Origin of the sequence: Fibrobacter sp. UWR4 (assembly GCF_003149045.1) — a bacterium.
Classification (GTDB): Bacteria; Fibrobacterota; Fibrobacteria; order Fibrobacterales; family Fibrobacteraceae; genus Fibrobacter.
Window position 1 is genome coordinate 71,548 of sequence record NZ_QGDU01000011.1, and the last position, 17,819, is coordinate 89,366.

Below are 17,819 nucleotides of genomic sequence, written 5' to 3' on the forward strand. Positions count from 1 at the left end.
ATCCGACCTTCACCATGGCGGTAAAAGGCCGGATTTTTTACACGACGTCAGTTAACCATTTTGTGGAAACGTGACGATCCTTGCTTTACTTGTCTTCTTCAGCGTGGCAGGGGCAGTGATAGCAGTCGCCCGTTTCTGCGTAGTCCTTGCCGGTCCAGCAGAAGGTGCAGAGCTGATCTTCCGGCAGGCCGATAGCCTGGATCAGATCGTCGATGCGCTGGAAGGCCAAGGTGGTCAGGTTCAGGTTGCGACGGATGTAGTCCACCATGTCCTTGTATTCCTGGGAATCCGGATTGGTGTACTTGTCCAGATCGGCGTTCTCGCCTTCCTTTTCGCGGATGTAGCGGCGGGTAATCAAGTCGTACACGCTCTTGGAACGGGAGAAGTTGATGAACTTACAGGGGTAGACCAGGGGAGGGCATGCAATACGCATGTGGGTTTCCTTACACCCCATGGAGTAAAGCTTTTCGGCCTGCTTACCCAGCTGGGTGCCGCGGACAATGGAGTCGTCGCAGAACACCAGGCGCTTGTTGTCGATAAGACCCGGAATAGGAATCAGCTTCATGGAAGCGACGTGTTCACGCTGACGCTGGTCCTGGGGCATGAAGGAACGTGCCCAAGTCGGGGTATACTTTACGAACGGGCGGGCGAACTTGATGCCTGCTTCATGGGCGTAGCCAAGGGCGTGGGAAGTGCCGGAGTCGGGAATACCGCAGGCGGCATCGGCTTCAGTCGGAGTACGCTTTGCAAGGGCAGAACCGCAGCGATAGCGGGTCATTTCCACATTGCGGCCTTCGTAGGCAGATGCCGGGTAGCCGTAGTAAACCCACAGGAAGGAGCAGATAGCCATCTTCTTGCCCGGTTCAACCAAGGTGTTGATTCCATCGGGGGTGAGTTCGGCGATTTCGCCGGGGCCCAGGTCGCGGAGGTGGTCGTAGCCCAAGTTGGGGAGGGCGCAGCTTTCCTGCACGGCGATGACGGAACCATCCTTCTTACCGATGATAATGGGAGTACGGCCCCACTTGTCGCGGGAGGCGTAGAACTTGCCGTTGCTGTCCATCACGAGAACAGAACAGCTACCCTTGATCTTCTGCTGCACGTAGTTGAGACCTGCAACAATGGAATCCTGGGTGGCGATCAAAGCGGAAACTACTTCGGTAGGGCCAACCATACCGCTGGTGGTGGAATACTGCAACTGCATGCAGTTGTTCTGGAACAATTCGTTCTTAAGATCTTCGATGTTGGAGATAAGGCCCACAGTAACCAGGGCGAAAGTGCCATGCTTGCAGGTCATGACCAGGGGCTGCGGGTCCGTATCGGAAATGACACCCAGGCCGATATTGCCGGCGAACTTTGCCAGGTCGTTTTCGAACTTGCTGCGGAAGGGGGTGTTCTGGATGTTGTGGATAGAACGATGGAAGTTTCCATCGGACTTTAGCACAGCCAGACCGCCGCGGTGAGTGCCTAGGTGAGAATGATAGTCAGTACCAAAGAACAGATCGGTAACGCAATCGTTCTTGGAAATAACGCCACAAAAGCCGCCCATATGTACTCCTTGGAATGGGAATTTTTACGGGCGTAAAGATAGAAATCTTGTAAAATTTTCAAGATTTGTATAAGGAGATTAAGAAAAAAATAAGGGGGAAAAGGGTTGGCAAGATAAAGTGAGGAAAGGTATTTTTTTGAAATGTTGGAAAAGCGTGTGAATGTATTTCTTTGTGTATATCTATCACTTTTTCTACAGAAAATTTTGGTTAAAAATCACATTTTCTACAAAAATTTATATATTGACTCTTGAACGAGATGTCTTATGAAACGAAAAATTCTTGACGAACTTTTGCAATGGAAGAATCGCAAAGACCGGAAACCGCTCATATTGCGGGGTGTTCGCCAATGCGGAAAAACGTGGGCACTAAAGGAATTTGGCCGCACCAGCTTTGAAAATGTGGCCTATTTCAACTTCGATTTTGACCAAAGCCTCGCTTCTGTTTTCGAAAGCACAAAGGATCCCAAGCGTTTGATTCCACAACTTTCCCTGTTGAGTGGAGTCCCCATAGAACCGCAAAAAACGCTCATTGTATTTGATGAAATCCAGTGCTGCGGCAAGGCGCTGAACAGCCTCAAGTATTTTTGCGAAGACGCTCCAGAATATGCAGTGGCAAGCGCGGGCTCCTTGCTCGGAGTCTCGCTTTCGAAGGACGGCTTCCCTGTAGGGAAGGTCCAGTTCCTGAATGTCTATCCCATGGATTTTGAAGAGTATCTGGCCGCCTCGGGAGCAGAGAACTTTGCTAATTACATGCAGTCCATTGACTCGCTAGAAAATATTCCGCTTGCGTTTGCTTCTCCTCTCGAAGAAAAACTCAAGCAGTATTTTGTGAGCGGGGGAATGCCTGGTTTAGTCAAGAATTTTGTTCAAAATTACGATTCCACCCAAGTGGATTTCGGGCTCGATGAACTGAACGATTCTTACGAGCGTGATTTTGCCCGCCATGCCGATCGCGGTGATTTTCCAAGAATATCCCTGATTTGGAAATCCGTGCCGTCGCAGCTTGCGCGTGAAAACAAAAAGTTCATGTACAGCGCGGCAAAACCCGGAGCTCGTGCCCGTGAATACGAAGATGCGCTAATGTGGTTGGCAAATGCAGGTCTTACGTACAAAGTAGCGCGTATCAAGAAGCCGGGAATACCCTTGTTGGCGTATGAAGATTTGTCCGCCTTCAAAATCTACTTGGCCGATGTAGGCCTTTTGCGCAGACTTTCGAGAGTGACTCCGCAAACGGTCATCCAGGGCGATGCTCTCTATACGGAATTTCGTGGAGCGTTTGCCGAAAACTATGTGCTGCAGGCGCTGCGTAAGCAATATGGCAAAAATATATTCTACTGGACCGATGAAAATTCAAGATACGAAGTGGACTTCATCGTCCAGCATGAAAGTTTCATTATTCCAGTAGAAGTGAAGTCCGGTAAAAACATTATTTCGACCAGCATGAAAAACTACGCGAGCCGTTTTGACGACACCACAAAACTTCGCGTCCGTTTCTCCATGAAAAATCTGTCCCTCGACGAGAACGTTTTGAACATACCGCTCTATCTCGCCGACCAGGCGAAGCGCCTCATTGCGCTTGCCGTAGATAAAATGGGTTGAAGCGTAAGTTCGCTTAAAGTTTCCCCTTAAAAAACTCGCATTCCTCGTCATTGCAAAGGTGGGCGAGGGGGAGTTTCATGTTCACGTGAAAAACGTGGGAAATTTCCTTATTTTCGGTGTTCCCGTAGGATTTAAAGATGTGGGGGAGGTTTTGTTTTGAAAGAGCCCAGTCCATGTGGCGGTTCTGCAATTTCAAGAAGTCATACTCTCCCGTCATCACGAATGCTGGCGGAAAATCGACCGTCAGGTAATCCATCACGTTCAGGTATTCGCAGCATTCCTTGAGATGCTCGCCGAACAAGTCCACCATGATGTCGGCGTGATTGTCACGATCGTTGGTCACGTCGTAAAGACCGCAGTTCAAGGCAATTGCCCGGGGCTTGAAAGCTAGGGGAGGATTGATCCTCGCCTGTTTCCCGTACCAGGAATTTGCGGCATCCTGCACTTTACGGGCATACTCAGTATTCACGCAATAAATGGCGTAAAGAGCCGCATAATTAGCACCCGCAGAATCGCCCACCATAAAGATGTTTTTTGCGTCCAGATTGTACTTGCTTGCGTTATCCATAACCCAATGGACCACGGCATCGGTATCTTCCAACGCTGCCGGAAACTTGAATTCGGGAGCCAGCCTGTAGTTGAAATTTACCACGGCGAATCCTCGGGCGGCCAGGCTCATGAGATAAAACTTGTACGTTTCCTTCTGTCCGTAAACGAATGCGCCACCGTGAATGCTGATAATCACCGGGAGCTTTTGCGATGTTTCAAGTGCGGTATTTCTGTCCGCGGCCTTGGGCACATACAAATCCAGCAGATTCCAGTCGCCAAATTCGCCGTAGGGAATATCCTTGAATGCCACAACATCTGCAGGCTCTACAAGCCCTGCGTCACGGGCCTGGTCAGCCGCAAGCCATTCAACTCTGTATTTTTCGCTGGTTTGTGACATGGGAATCTCCAATCAATTGAAAAACAGCTGATTAATCAACCAAATTAGGAATTTGATAACTAGTAGTATAATTCGTATCATTTTAAGGCTCATATAAAATTTCCGTTTTTTAGATTTTTTTCATATGCATCCTCCCCTAAACGGTTTCATCTAATATTGCCGATAATGCGGATTATGTAAACTAGACAATCTAGAAAAAAACGACAAGTATTAAAAAAGAACCCCGCCGCGTCCGACGAGGTTCCTTACTGAAAGTAGCTATCTATTTTATATAGATAAAACCGACGTTCGCCGGTGCGGGCTTCAATTTAGAATCCTGGAAGTTCATTTCTCATTACTGGAGGTTCCTTTGCAAACTACGGGTTGCAAAATTATCCAGATTGACAATAGTTGTTTGCAAAATCCCGGAATCTGCAAAAAACTCATAAAAAGACACGTTCATCCCATTATCTTTCAAAATGAAACGTTTTTTAGTGAAAATTCCTATATTTGCCCTTGGCACGTATTTTGCATACAATCTGGCGAAATTTAAACTGAAATGGGATTATTCCCTATATATTACACAAGGAAATTAAGAAATGGCTGACGAAAATTTGCAGGAACCTACCGCTGAAGAACGCGCAAAGTTTGAACAGGATCTCGAAAACGTGATGAAGGAAGCTGCTGAAGCAGAAAAAGCTGAACAGGCCGAAGCTGCCCAGGACTCCCCCGCCGAAAATTCTGCTGAACAGCCGGCTGAAGGTGCTGCCGAAGAACCGCAGCCCACGGAATCTGCCGAAGATATCCTGAAGGCTGAGCTGGCCGCCGCCAACGACCGCAATCTTCGCCTTATGGCTGAATTTGACAACTTCCGTCGTCGTAGTGCCCGTGAACAGTTGGACATTATCGAAACTGCCAACGGCAAGCTCCTGGAAAAGCTTTCTGAAGTGCTGGATAACTTCGAACGCGCCTTTGCCGCCGAAAACAAGGCCAAGGACCTGGATACCTTCGAAAAGGGCATGCAGATGATCCACGACCAGTTTGCCAAGGTTCTCACCGACGCAGGTCTCGAACAGCTGGACCCCACCGGCCAGGAATTCGACCCCAACTGCCACGAAGCCCTGATGCAGCAACCTAGCGAAACCGTTCCCGAAAATCACGTGGTAACCGTGTTCATGAAGGGCTACAAGCTCAAGAACAAGATCCTGAAGCCTGCCAAGGTTATCGTTTCTTCCGGCAAGTAGTTTTTGCGACCGGATCGTTACCGCGGTTCAAGCATTTCGCGAACATCACTCCCCTATTGAATTTTGGCCGTTTTATACGAAAGTATAAGGCGGCTTTTTTCATACAAATCTGGATTCGTAAACAAAAAGTTATTGTAAAAGTTGCAAAGTTGTTTGCAAAAGCAGGGGTATTTTGCCCTGTTTTACAGGGTATCTTTATTTCCGGTGTATAACAATCTGGAGATTAAGATGTTTGGAAAATTCTTATCCGTTACTTCTGTATTGGCTTTGGCTGGAGTGGCCTTTGCCCAGCAACCAATCATTACAACCAACTACACGTGTGACCCGGCTCCCATGGTGCATGGGGACACGGTGTACCTTTACACGACCCACGACGAAGATAACGCCGAAGGGTTCGTGATGTACGATTGGCTGTTGCATACTTCCACGGACATGGTCAACTGGACTAGCCACGGGGCTGTGGCCTCCCTGAACGATATCAAGTGGAGTACCAAGACCAATGGCGCTTGGGCCGAGCAGGTTGTGTTTCGCAATGGCAAATGGTACATGTACGTCCCCATTCATGGTAACGGAATTTCTGTCCTGGTGGCAGATAGTCCCTACGGCCCCTTCAAGGAACCTTTGAACAAGGCCTTGGTTTGGCAGCGGCAACATTGGAACGACATCGACCCCACCGTATGGGTGGATGATGACGGCCAGGCCTACATGTACTGGGGTAATCCGGATTTGTACATGATCAAGCTTAACGAAGATATGATCAGCACTTCCGGCAATATTGTTACCTATCCCAAGATCAAGGATTACCAGGAAGGCCCTTGGTTCTACAAGCACGGCAGCCATTACTACATGGCCTTTGCTTCCACCTGCTGTGCCGAAGGTATCGGCTACGCCATGAGCGACTCCCCCACGGGCCCCTGGACCTACAAGGGCGACATTATGCCTCATTCCTCCCGCAGTAACGGAAACCACCCGGGGATTATTGACTATAAGGGAAAATCCTACGTTTTCGGCCATCATTACCAGCTTTGGCACCAGAAATCCGATAAAATGGGTCTTAAGTTCCAGCACAAGGAACGCCGTTCTGTTGGCGTTGCCGAGATGAAGTATAATGCCGACGGAACCATCCAGAAGATTGACTGGTGGCCGGATAATGGTGTGGCCCAGCTGGAAGATTTTAATCCCTACAAGCGCGTAGAGGCAGAAACCATGTCCTGGGGCGAAGAAGTGAGGGTCCGTAAGAGCGGTGCCGCCGGCAATACAGTTCTCACCAACCTTACCGAAGGCAAGTACACCAAGATTAGCGGCGTGGAATTCGGTGACGCCGGCGCGGAATCCTTCTCAGCCTCTGTCTTGAGCGTTAAGAGGGCTTCTTCCGTGACGGTTCGCCTGGACAAGGTGGATGGCCCCGTTGTTGCAAAGGCAGAATTCAGTAAGGACGGTCTGGTGACCGTGCCTGCCGAAGGTGCAGTTGGCAAGCATGATGTATTCTTCGTGTTCGCAGGTGATTTTGAAGCCGACTACTGGGAATTTGAAGACAGCAAGACTGCCGTTCCTCAGGGCCCCTTCTGCGAAGCAATGCTGAAGGATCCCGAAGCCAAGTGCGAACTGCCGGTTATCGGTGCCAAGGTTGAAGGACTGGGCAACTTCATTGAATTTGAGAACTACGACGTAGGCGGTGCCGGCAAGGCCTACTACGACATGGATTCCAAGAACCAGGGTGGCGAATATCGCGAAGACCGCGTTGACATCGTGAAGAACGGCGACGGCTATGCCATTGGCTACACCCAGAAGGGCGAATGGCTGGAATATACCGTGAACGTGGAAGCTGGTGGTACCCTCCCCTACGAACTTTCCTATGCTACCGGCATGGAAAAAGCCGGCATCCAGCTCTTTATGGATGGCGAAGCCATTACCGACGAACTGGAACTGAAGGGAACTGGCGATTTCGATGAATACACCACTTTCAAGGGTAAGACAACCAAGGAATTGACCAAGGGTGAACATGTGCTCAAAGTCCAGATAACTACCGACTACGTGAACTTGGATTGGATTGCCTTTGGTGCAAGTGATAAGTCCGCCGAAGAAATCCGTAACGGATCTTCCGAAACTCCGGAAGACACCATTCCTGCATTCGTAATGTCCACACCGGCCATCGACGCAAGGATTTCTGATGAATACAAGGTATTTGACCTGATGGGCCATCAGTTGGGCAAGGTTCGCCTGGAAGGTGTGACAACCTCCGCAGACATCAAGATCGGTCTCAGGAACGCCGGCTATCGCAACGGAGCCTATGTCATCCGTAATTCCGCAGGCCGTGCATTCAGGATTGATGCCTGCAAATAATGATTTATTGCCCTAAATAGCGATTTAAATACAAATCATTAAGCCCTGTTCTAAAATGAAACGGGGCTTTCTTTTTGTCTTTCCAGAGGGTCTGCAGTGTTTCAGAACGAAACAGATTGGCCTTATTTAGGGCTTGGCACGGCTTTTGCTGTATGTTCGGCGAAACAAAAAAAGGCTTAAAAAAGCCGCAAGAATTTAAATAGGAGACTCATTATGAGCAAGATTATTGGTATTGACCTCGGTACAACTAACAGCTGCGTTTCCGTTATGGAAGGTGGCAAGCCGGTAGTGATCGCTAACGCAGAAGGCTTCCGCACTACCCCGTCTATCGTCGCATTCGGCAAGACTGGCGAACGTCTCGTTGGTCACGTTGCTAAGCGTCAGGCAATCACCAACCCCGAAAAGACCATTTACTCCATCAAGCGCTTTATGGGCCGTTCCGCTGGCGAATGCTCCGCTGTGGAAAAGAACATGCCGTACAAGCTCGTTGGTACCGGTTCCGATCCGATCCGCGTGCAGATTGACGACAAGCAGTTCGCTCCTCCTGAAATTTCCGCAGCAGTTCTTCAGACCATGAAGAAGATTGCTGAAGACTACCTGGGCGAAACCGTTTCCCAGGCTGTGATTACTGTTCCGGCATACTTCAACGACGCTCAGCGCCAGGCTACTAAGGACGCTGGTAAGATCGCTGGTCTCGAAGTTCTCCGTATCGTGAACGAACCCACCGCTGCTGCCCTCGCCTACGGCCTGGACTCCAAGAAGAGCGAAAAGGTTGCCGTGTACGACCTCGGTGGTGGTACCTTCGATATCTCCATTTTGGAAATTGATGACGGTATGTTCTCCGTGAAGTCCACCAACGGTGACACCATGCTCGGTGGTGACAACTTCGACGAAGTGATCATCGACTGGATCAACGACGAATTCAAGAAGGAAAATCCCTCTATCGACCTGAAGAAGGACAAGATGGCTCTCCAGCGTTTGAAGGATGCTGCTGAAAAGGCCAAGATCGACCTTTCTGCAACCACTTCTACCAACATCAACCTCCCCTTCATTACCGCTGACGCTACTGGCCCGAAGCACTTGGACCTCACCCTCAGCCGTGCAAAGTTTGACCAGCTGACCGCTCACCTGGTTGAACGTTCTATGGAACCCTGCCGTAAGGCAATTGCAGACTCTGGCCTGTCCCTGTCTGAAATTGACGAAGTGATCCTGGTTGGTGGTTCTACCCGTATCCCGGCCGTTCAGGAAGCTGTGAAGAAGTACTTCGGCAAGGAACCCAACAAGACTGTGAACCCCGACGAAGTTGTGGCAATTGGTGCTGCTGTTCAGGGTGCAGTTCTTAGCGGCGACTCCGCTGTGAAGGACGTTCTCCTCCTCGACGTGACCCCGCTTTCTCTGGGTATCGAAACTCTCGGTGGCGTCATGACCAAGCTCATCGACCGTAACACCACCATCCCCACCAAGAAGAGCCAGGTGTTCTCCACCGCCGAAGACAACCAGCCGGCAGTGACCATCCATGTTCTCCAGGGTGAACGTGAATTTGCTCGCGACAACCGTACCCTCGGTAAGTTCGACCTCACCGACCTTCCGAAGAAGCCCCGCGGCGTTCCTCAGATCGAAGTGACCTTCGACATCGACGCCAACGGCATCGTCCACGTTTCCGCTAAGGACAAGGAAACCGGTAAGGAACAGTCCATCAAGATTACTTCCTCCAGTGGCCTCTCCGAAGACGAAATCAACAAGATGGTGAAGGACGCCGAAGCTAACGCTGCCAAGGATAAGGAACAGCGTGAACTGGTCGACATCAAGAACCAGGCCGAACAGATGGCTTACCAGGCTGAAGGCCAGATCAAGGAATTCGGCGACAAGCTGCCTGCCGACACTAAGGCTCAGCTCGAAGCTGCAATCCAGGAAATCAAGGACAAGAAGGACAACGGCACCAAGGAAGAAATCAAGGCCGCTATGGACAAGCTCCAGGGCATGATCAGTTCCATGGCTCAGGCTGCTGGTGCAAACCAGGCTCAGCCGGGTCCTCAGCCGGGCGCTTCTGAACAGCCGAAGTCCGACAAGAAGAACGACGGTCCGGAAGTTGTCGACGCAGAAGTCGTTGACTAAATAGTAGGAAGTAGGAAGTAGTTAGTAGACAGTTCGCATTACACAAACTTTTACGAATTGCTTTCTACCCAAAAGGATTTGCCTGATTGAGCAGGCAATCCTTTTTCCATAAAGAGAGAATTCAAACGACAGTACAAGGTATACTGACTACTGTCTACCAATAACTGTCTACTAAAGCCGAAGGCTAAATTATGGCAGATAAAAGAGATTATTACGAAGTATTAGGCGTTGGTAAGGACGCAAGTGCTGACGAAATCAAGCACGCCTATAAGAAGCTTGCCATTAAGTATCATCCGGATAAGAACCCGGGCGATAAGGAAGCCGAAGAAAAGTTCAAGGAAGCTGCTGAAGCATACGACGTGCTTTCCAATCCGGAAAAGCGCAAGAACTACGACCAGTTTGGCTTTAACGCTCCTGGTGGTGGTTTCGGCGGCGGCGGATTTGGCGGCGGTGGCTTCGGAAGCTTCGAAGACATTTTCAGCCAGTTCGGCGACATCTTTGGCGGTGGCTTTGGTTTTGGCGGTGGCCGTGGCGGTCGTAGCCGTAAGGCAGGCCCTCCCCGCGGAAACGATTTGCAGATCAAGGTGGCTCTTAGCTATAAGGAAATCTTCGAAGGTTGCACCAAGAAGGTTCGCCTGAAGCGTTATACTCCCTGTACCGAATGTAACGGCAAGGGTGGCGAGAACGTTACCGAATGTAGCACTTGCCATGGCACCGGTCGCGTGCGCCGTGCGACGGGTGGCTTCTTCCAGATGATTTCTGAAAGCGCCTGCCCCACTTGTAACGGTATGGGCGAAGTCATTGCAAAGCCTTGCTCCAACTGCCGCGGCGAAGGCCGTGTGCAGGAAACCGAAGAAATTTCCATCAAGATTCCGGCTGGCGTTTCCGAAGGCCAGTACCTGAACCTCCGTGGCGAAGGTAACTGCGGTCCTCGTGGCGGTGCCTGCGGCGACCTGCTTGCCGTCGTAACCGAAAAGCCCGACGATTTCTATACCCGCGAAGGCGACGACCTGCACTGCGAAGTGAAGGTTCCCGTACATCGTCTGGTTCTTGGCGGCACCCAGCGCATTCCTACTCTGGAAGGCGATGAAGTGCAGATCAAGATTGCCGCAGGAACACAGGCTGGTAGCATCCTGCGTCTCCGTGAACAGGGCCTGTACCCGCTGAACAAGCGTGGTGACCGCGGTAGCCTCTACGTTGAAATCGGCGTGGAAATCCCGAAGGATCTTTCCAAGGAAGAGAAGGAACTCTACCAGAAGCTGGCCGAACTCCGCAAGGACAAGGAAACCGCTCAGGAAGAATCCTTCCTTGAGAAGATGAAGAACCTGTTCAAGTAAAGCCTTTAGACGTCATCCTGAGCGAAGCGAAGGATCCACAAGAAAAAGTCCCCGAGTAAACCTCGGGGGCTTTTCTTATACAATTTGTTCTATATAGCGACGTTTTGTTCTATATACGTCACGCTTTTTTGAAAAATTGAGAAAAATTCAAAAAATTGCTTTGAAATACACTATTTTTCGATTTGCAGCGAAATGTGAAAAATCTATTTTGATTGCAGGTAATGGTTAGGAGGTTCTTCCATGAAAATCGAAAAGAAGAAAATTGCTGAAGATTCCAAGTGGAATTCTGCAGTCAAGGCAAGCATTGCTGCACTGATGGGTGTTGCCGCAACAAGTATGGTGGCATGCTCTAGTGGTGATGTTGCTGGCCCTGAGGATGAGAATAATCGCGAGAATGTAACTCCGAATCCAGAAGAAATCATTGAACCTGAAGCAGGTGATCCGATTGTTGGTCCTGAACAATTAGGCGTTTCTTCTTCTAGCCAGGTTGAGGTGGATATTCCTAAGAGCTCCAGCTCCGTGGACACTCTGATTATAAGACCTATAGGACCCATTGTAGAACCCTCGGCTGGCGTTGTTAACATTAACATAGATCCTATTGTTGAACCGATTTTGGTTCCCGTTAGTTCTTCTTCCGAGGAATTGAATAGTTCTTCCTCCGAGGCTTGTCCCGACGGTTACAAACTTAATTGCCCCTGCGATAGCACTGTGCATATTTGTCCGGATCCCAACAATCCTGAAAACATGATTGTCAGCATGGTGACTACATTTGAGTCTACCGATATTGATGTATGAACTTAGTGCTTTGCCTTACGGAGCAGTGTAACCTACGCTGCTCTTATTGTTATTACAAGGATTCCCAGAGCGATCGGGCCACGGTGATGGACGATTCCACTATGGAAGCGGCCATCAGGCTTTGCCTGGAGCGTACGCTTTTCTTTAAACAGCAATACATGAATATCACCTTCTTTGGTGGTGAACCTTTGCTCCGTAAGGAGGCTATCTACAAGGGCGTGGATTTGGCAAAGGCCATGGTCGCCGAGGCCATGGACCGTGGCGCGGCTTCTGAAGATTTTGTTCTGCGTTTTGCTATCAATACCAACGGCACTCTGCTTGACGAAAAGATGCTGGACTATTGCGAAAAGGAAAGGTTCCGCATGTACATTTCTGTGGACGGGCCTGCCTACCAGCATAACATTTCCCGCCGTACGGTGGGTGACGCAGGAAGCTTTGAATCCATGTACAAGCACCTCCCCCGCCTCTCTAAAATGAATACGGTGGCACTTTGCACCGTGACCCGGGAGCATGTGCCCCATCTGGCCGAGGCTGTAAAATGGATTCACCAGCAGGGCTTCAACAACATGACCACCAGCATCGACTTTGATGGAAAATGGACTGGTGAAGATTTTGACAAGTTGGCTCTGGAATATCAGAAGATGGCCATGTACTGGCTGGAATGCCGCAAGGCCGGTAACAAGTTTTTCCTGGGGACTATCCAGGACAAGATTAAGCTCCGTTTGCAGGATTTGAGATTCCGTCAGTATTCCTGCCACGTTTATAATGGAGCCATGGGCGTATCCACCAACGGAAACATTTTCCCCTGCACCCGCTTTATTACTTCCAAGGAAAATGCGCCCTACGTTCAGGGCAATGTTTTTACGGGCTTTGACGAAGCAGAGTGCAACAAGATTCGCGACTTCCTGGATTATGACAAGCAGGAATGCGAAGGCTGTGCCATCAAGCACCGCTGTGTGGCTCATGAATGCGCCTGCACTTCATTCTATACCACAGGAACCATCGAAGGTGTTTCCGCGGAAGTCTGCACCCACGAACGCATGCTTACGGAGATTTGCGACGAAATCGTCTGCAAGATTGACAACGATGATATTAAGTAACACTTTTTGCTTCCCTCGGTGTTTAACAATTGTTAAACTTGAGGTAATATGAAAGTTGTTGTTTTAAATGCTAGTCCCCGCCCTAAGGGCAACATCAGCCAGATGCTCTGCGCTATGCAAGAGGAATTGCTGGCCCGTGGCGACCAGGTGGAATTTATTGATGTTTGCAAATTGCAGGTTCGCCCTTGCATCGGCTGCATGAAATGCCGCAGCGCCAAGAAGTGCGTGTTGGCAGAAGACGATTCTCAACGGGTGATGAAATTGCTTCAGGAGTGCGACGGCCTGATTGTGGGCTCTCCCTGCTATTGGGGCAACATGACGGGCCAGCTGAAAGTGCTGTTCGACAGGATGGCTTATGGAATGCTGGACGATAGCGGCCACGGATTCCCGAAACCCCTGCTGAAAGGCAAGAGGGCGATTATCGTGAGCACTTCCACCACCCCATGGCCTTTCAATATTCTCTTTAAACAGTCGGCGGGTGCAGTCCGTGCCATCAAGGAAGTAATCGGCTGGAGCGGTTTCAAAATTGTGGGCGTGATGCAAAAAGGCGGTACCCATATGAAACAAGGGGTAACCGCCCGAGAGTTTGCCAGGTGCAAAAAATTAGCGCATCAGCTTTAAGTACTGAGTCTTTCCGCTAGAATCTGCGAGACGGACAATGTAACCCTTACGGGAGAGTGCGTTTACGGAAACTGTTGCGGAGCCGTTGATCTGACGGCGCATCAGGAGAATGCCTTGCATATCGTGAATGGTCAGCGTCAATGTTTTTGACGGGGCGACGATCTGCAGGTCTCCTCCAGAACGGCTGACAGAGATTCCTGCCATCGAGAGGAAGTTACGACTTGCGACAAACAGATTGGAGTCTGCGGCGGAAGTATCCACCTTGGAGGTATCTGCGATGGTTGTATCCGCGATGGAGGTATCGGGCTCGACAGGTTCAACGTAAGGATGATCCGGATCGTTGACAACCACCTTGATGCTTACAGAACTTTCGCAGCCGGCGCCGTTGTTGAATGTTGCCTTATAGATTCCGCTGGACTGCCACTGCATATTCTTGAAGCGGACTTCGCGCCCGACCTGATAGAAATCGTTGGGACCGCGCCATACCCAGCGGCCACCATCCCACGGATGAGGGCCAATCACCAGAGAATCGCCCGGATTGACGGTGACGTCTGTGGTTTCGTTCCAGCCGCCATCTTGAATCTTTACGTAGGGAACGATAGTCTCGGTGGTGCAGGAACCTTCGCCCTTGACGTTCTCCACCACCATGGTGACCATGGAGCGTGCGCCAACATTGACGTCGAAACTCTTGCCTGAAATCGCGATGTCGGCGTCGGCGTTCAGGGCGGCGGGCAGCGTAAAGCGGTGAACCTTTACCTTGCTGCCAACAGCGTCAAACTTGCTCAAGTCAAAACTGTATTTGGCGGCGGACCCGCTGGTATTCAGCACGACCAGTACCAGGGAGCCGTCCTCGCGGATGGCTGCCAATGTGTTGTCCTTATCGGAATCAATAAAGCGGGAACCCGGACGGATAAACCTGCTGAATGCGGCATGCATATAGAATCGCGGAGCCTTGGTAAAACTCTGGCTCTTGTGATTTGCGGCGAAAGTTCTCCAGTTCTCGGCAGGATCAGCCAGCTGCCAGTCCACCCAGGCGTTTGCCTTCATATCGCGAAGGTCGTGGAGGATCACATCTGCCATCCAGAGGGTAATATCCAAATCGCCGCTACGATGGAGGGGGCCGGATTCAGACTGCCAAATTCTCTTGTCGGCACCGAAGGCGGCATTGTAAAGTTTGCCGCGGGAATCGTATCCAGAATAGCTGTGGGTGTTCACCTGGAACATGTAGGACTTGGCTTCGGCGCTGTATTTATTAAACTGGTTCAGGGCGTCACCGATGTTGGATTCGTCGGCTGCACTGACTGATGTTTCCGGGAAAAGACCTTTCTTCTTGAGAGCCTTGCCCAGTTCCTCGATCATGCCGGACTGATTATTCTTGAATCCGCAACCTTCCTGGTCCTTGTTTTCGGCCCACCAGCCAGCACTAGGTTCGTTGAAGGGTTCCACCGTGCGGAAGGTAATGCCCCATTCCTTCTTGAAATGGAGTGCTACTTCGGAAAGGTAGTCGGCGAAATCGTCAAAGTAGTCGGACTTCAGGTTGTCGGCACCGTTCTTGCCACCGGCAACGCAACCGCTGTTGGTCATCCACCACGGGGGTGAATTGGAAAATGCTTCGTAGATGGGATTCTTGACTTTCTTGTTCAATGCGAACAGAATGTTACGCTGGCTCTGGTCTGCAGTCCAGTCGTAGGCGCCGTTTTCCGTAGGCTTGTAGCCGGGAACGGCACCGCCCCCGTCGCCCTTGGTCAAGTGATTATGGCCGGGCTGGTCTCCCCCACCGATATTGTAGCGGAAAATGTTGTAACCTAGGCCCGAATCCGGGTCCGCAATGGCATCCAACAACTTGAGATAGTTGGATTCGCTCCACTTGCCGGCAAGAACGGCCCACCAGCAAAGGCTGGTACCCCAACCTTCGAAAACCTGATACTTTTTGCCCGGATCAACGGTCACTTTTGTCTGCGCATTGGCAGTTCCACAAGCTAATGCCGCCATCGCAGCGGCCACCACAAACTTTTTACCCATCTTCATACCCTAAAAATCGCTTTTTTTTAGGAAAATGGGTAGAAAAAATGCACTCCCCCATGGACGATTTGTCCTTTTTTTAACGTTCTTTCGTATTACGGGCGGGCCTATCATAACTTATATTCATAAAAAACGGATTCCGTTGATTATAGGTTGGGTTTTTATGAGTCTGAAAGGTTCGTCTCGAGTTATTTTGTCCATTTTGGCTGGTTTTGGGGTTTCTGCATCTTTTGCGGCAGGCCTAAGCGACTGCGCCAACAGCATCAAATTTGATGGTCATCTGAACAACCTCTACAAGGACTTGACCCTCCCCTCCACCGGCGCGGGAATTTCCGGCTGCGAAAATGTGCGTTTTTACTGGACCTCCAGCGACACCACATTCTTGAAAAACGACGGTACCATTGCCGCCCGCCTGGTGAACCAGAATAAGGCGGTGCAGTTGTCTGTAAACGTAACCGACGGCACCCAGATTGAAACCAAGAAGTTCGACGTGAGCATTCACGGTTACGAACCTTACACCAACTACCTGTTCATCTACTTCCCAGCCAACAACAACGAGAACATTTACTACGCCATCAGTAACGATGGCTACAACTTTACTGCCATGAACGGCGGTAACCGCGTTGTGGCCGCAGATTCCGTTAGCCTGAAGAAGGGCCTTCGCGACCCCCACATTTTGCGGGCTCCCGACGGATACTTCTACATGGTGAATACCGACATGAAGAGCGCCGAGGGCTGGGCTAGCAACCGCGGCATGGTGCTGATGCGCTCCAAGGATCTGGTGAGCTGGACTCACAGCACGGTCCATTTCCCGGACAAGTACAAGGGAACCAACTTCGCCAACGTAACCCGCGTGTGGGCTCCCGAAACCATCTGGGACAAGGACTATGTGAATTCCGACGGCAGCAAGGGACGCCTGATGATTTACTTCTCCCTGCTTACAAACGACGGAACCATTCCCTACGACAAGGTTTACTACCTGTACGCCAACGACGACTTTACCGATGTGATTGGCAAGCCCACCTACTTCTTTGACCGCGGCTCCGCCACCATCGATATGGACATTGTCTATAACGAAAACGACAGCCTGTACCACGCCTTCTTCAAGAACGAAGGTGATGGCGGCATCTGTAAGACTACTGCCAAGAAATTGACGGCTCCTGCAGGCAAGGAAGGCTCCCAGTGGAGCAAGCCTAGTGGAACACTGCAGCAAACCAAGGAAGCGGTGGAAGGAGCTGGCGTTTTCAAGCTGATCAATCAGGATTCCTGGATTCTGATGTACGACTGCTACATGAATGGTCATTATCAGTTTACTAGCAGCCCGGACCTCACCAACTTCAAGTTCGTGCAGGATACTAAAATGGCGGGAGCATTTACTCCCCGTCATGGAACCGTATTGCCTATTACTGCGGAAGAAACTCAGCGCTTGATGAAGGTCTTCCCCACGGAAGATTTTTCGCCACGCCAATTCAACGAACCTGATACCTTGAAGACGCTGGCTGGCGGCGAGGCGGTGGTTGGCCCCTGCGCAGGCTCCAAGATCGTGCCCTATTCAAAGGTCAATGATGGCGGCTGGAATCCGACTACAGACCTGCTGGTAGAACCGGGTAGTAACATTACCTTTGGCCCGCATCCGTGGGATGGAAAAATTTGGAAGTGGACGGGTCCGGACTCCTTCGGGACGACCTCCCGCGAAGTGACCCTGAAGGATTTGCAGTGGCAGAACAGCGGCATCTACACGGTGGAATACACCAACGAAACCGGCTGCAAGTCCTATGAAAAGATCAAGCTGGTGGTGAACGATCCGGAACACCCTTATGTGGAACCGGTGGTCTGCAAGGATGACGAAATCCTGAATGACCAGGGCAAGTGCGTTGCCGACACTTCGATGCAGGATTCCCTGCCGGAAGCCATTGGACCTGGCATTGGCCCCGACGTTGGCAATCCGACGGACGTTCATTTCTCGGCGGTTCCGGTGCGTGTCCAGTATTTCAGTATGACGGGCGTACTGCTCCAGGGCAAGCCCAAGCTGGCCGGCGTCTACCTCCGTAGGGAAACTCTGAACAACGGCCTTGTGCGCACATCGAAGTTCCGCATTCGTTAATAATGATAATACCTTAAAACAGCTCGCAGTAATCTGCGGGCTTTTTCTTGCCTCCTGAAGGCTTCAAT

General features: G+C 50.7%; 12 protein-coding genes and 1 pseudogene. 10 read left to right on the top strand and 3 right to left on the bottom strand.

Annotated features, from left to right (window positions below; translation table 11 throughout):
• Nucleotides 1-85: 85 nt before the first annotated feature.
• Nucleotides 86-1,546, bottom strand: a complete 1,461-nt coding sequence (locus tag BGX12_RS06230) for an amidophosphoribosyltransferase (protein ID WP_109735227.1) — start codon at nt 1,544-1,546, stop codon at nt 86-88.
• 291 nt (nt 1,547-1,837) lie between these two features.
• Between BGX12_RS06230 and BGX12_RS06235 the strand changes: the two genes are divergently transcribed.
• A complete protein-coding gene (locus BGX12_RS06235; RefSeq protein WP_199220735.1) occupies nt 1,838-3,145 on the top strand; it encodes an ATP-binding protein in 1,308 nt (435 codons plus the stop codon).
• 13 nt (nt 3,146-3,158) lie between these two features.
• On the opposite strand, the gene BGX12_RS06240 is transcribed toward BGX12_RS06235, so the two are convergent.
• Complete coding sequence (locus BGX12_RS06240) at nt 3,159-4,091, bottom strand: alpha/beta hydrolase (protein WP_109735229.1); 933 nt, start codon at nt 4,089-4,091, stop codon at nt 3,159-3,161.
• Nucleotides 4,092-4,669: 578 nt separating this feature from the next.
• Here BGX12_RS06240 and grpE point away from each other — a divergent pair.
• The 8 genes and pseudogenes from grpE (at nt 4,670) to BGX12_RS06275 (ending at nt 13,625) form a co-directional block, all read left to right on the top strand.
• The gene (gene grpE / locus BGX12_RS06245) at nt 4,670-5,314 is read left to right on the top strand and encodes a nucleotide exchange factor GrpE (protein ID WP_109735230.1); all 645 of its coding nucleotides are present in this window, start codon (nt 4,670-4,672) and stop codon (nt 5,312-5,314) included.
• A 228-nt stretch (nt 5,315-5,542) separates the two neighbouring features.
• Nucleotides 5,543-6,847: pseudogene (locus tag BGX12_RS16085) on the top strand (glycoside hydrolase family 43 protein); the annotation flags it as partial.
• Between the two features lie 165 nt (nt 6,848-7,012).
• Complete coding sequence (locus BGX12_RS16090) at nt 7,013-7,657, top strand: carbohydrate-binding protein (RefSeq protein ID WP_370245490.1); 645 nt, start codon at nt 7,013-7,015, stop codon at nt 7,655-7,657.
• Between the two features lie 213 nt (nt 7,658-7,870).
• On the top strand, nt 7,871-9,772 hold the full coding sequence (gene dnaK, locus BGX12_RS06255) for a molecular chaperone DnaK (RefSeq protein WP_109735232.1): 1,902 nt from the start codon (nt 7,871-7,873) through the stop codon (nt 9,770-9,772).
• Nucleotides 9,773-9,963: 191 nt separating this feature from the next.
• Nucleotides 9,964-11,109 carry a molecular chaperone DnaJ gene (gene dnaJ / locus BGX12_RS06260; protein WP_109735233.1) on the top strand — a complete coding sequence of 382 codons (1,146 nt, stop codon included), beginning with the start codon at nt 9,964-9,966 and terminating at the stop codon, nt 11,107-11,109.
• Between the two features lie 240 nt (nt 11,110-11,349).
• Complete coding sequence (locus tag BGX12_RS06265) at nt 11,350-11,904, top strand: hypothetical protein (RefSeq protein ID WP_109735234.1); 555 nt, start codon at nt 11,350-11,352, stop codon at nt 11,902-11,904.
• Nucleotides 11,901-13,004: a radical SAM protein gene (locus tag BGX12_RS06270; RefSeq protein WP_109735235.1), complete on the top strand. Its 1,104-nt coding sequence runs from the start codon at nt 11,901-11,903 to the stop codon at nt 13,002-13,004. Before BGX12_RS06265 ends, BGX12_RS06270 begins: the two co-directional genes overlap by 4 nt.
• Before the next feature lie 48 nt (nt 13,005-13,052).
• Nucleotides 13,053-13,625 carry a flavodoxin family protein gene (locus BGX12_RS06275; RefSeq protein ID WP_109735236.1) on the top strand — a complete coding sequence of 191 codons (573 nt, stop codon included), beginning with the start codon at nt 13,053-13,055 and terminating at the stop codon, nt 13,623-13,625.
• Here BGX12_RS06275 and BGX12_RS06280 read toward each other — a convergent pair.
• The gene (locus BGX12_RS06280; protein WP_233246286.1) at nt 13,608-15,653 is read right to left on the bottom strand and encodes a glycoside hydrolase; all 2,046 of its coding nucleotides are present in this window, start codon (nt 15,651-15,653) and stop codon (nt 13,608-13,610) included. The genes BGX12_RS06275 and BGX12_RS06280 overlap by 18 nt on opposite strands.
• A gap of 196 nt (nt 15,654-15,849) precedes the next feature.
• Between BGX12_RS06280 and BGX12_RS06285 the strand changes: the two genes are divergently transcribed.
• Nucleotides 15,850-17,751 (top strand): glycoside hydrolase family 43 protein, encoded by a 1,902-nt coding sequence (locus BGX12_RS06285; RefSeq protein WP_233246287.1) that lies wholly within the window; start codon nt 15,850-15,852, stop codon nt 17,749-17,751.
• The last annotated feature ends 68 nt before the right edge of the window (nt 17,752-17,819 follow it).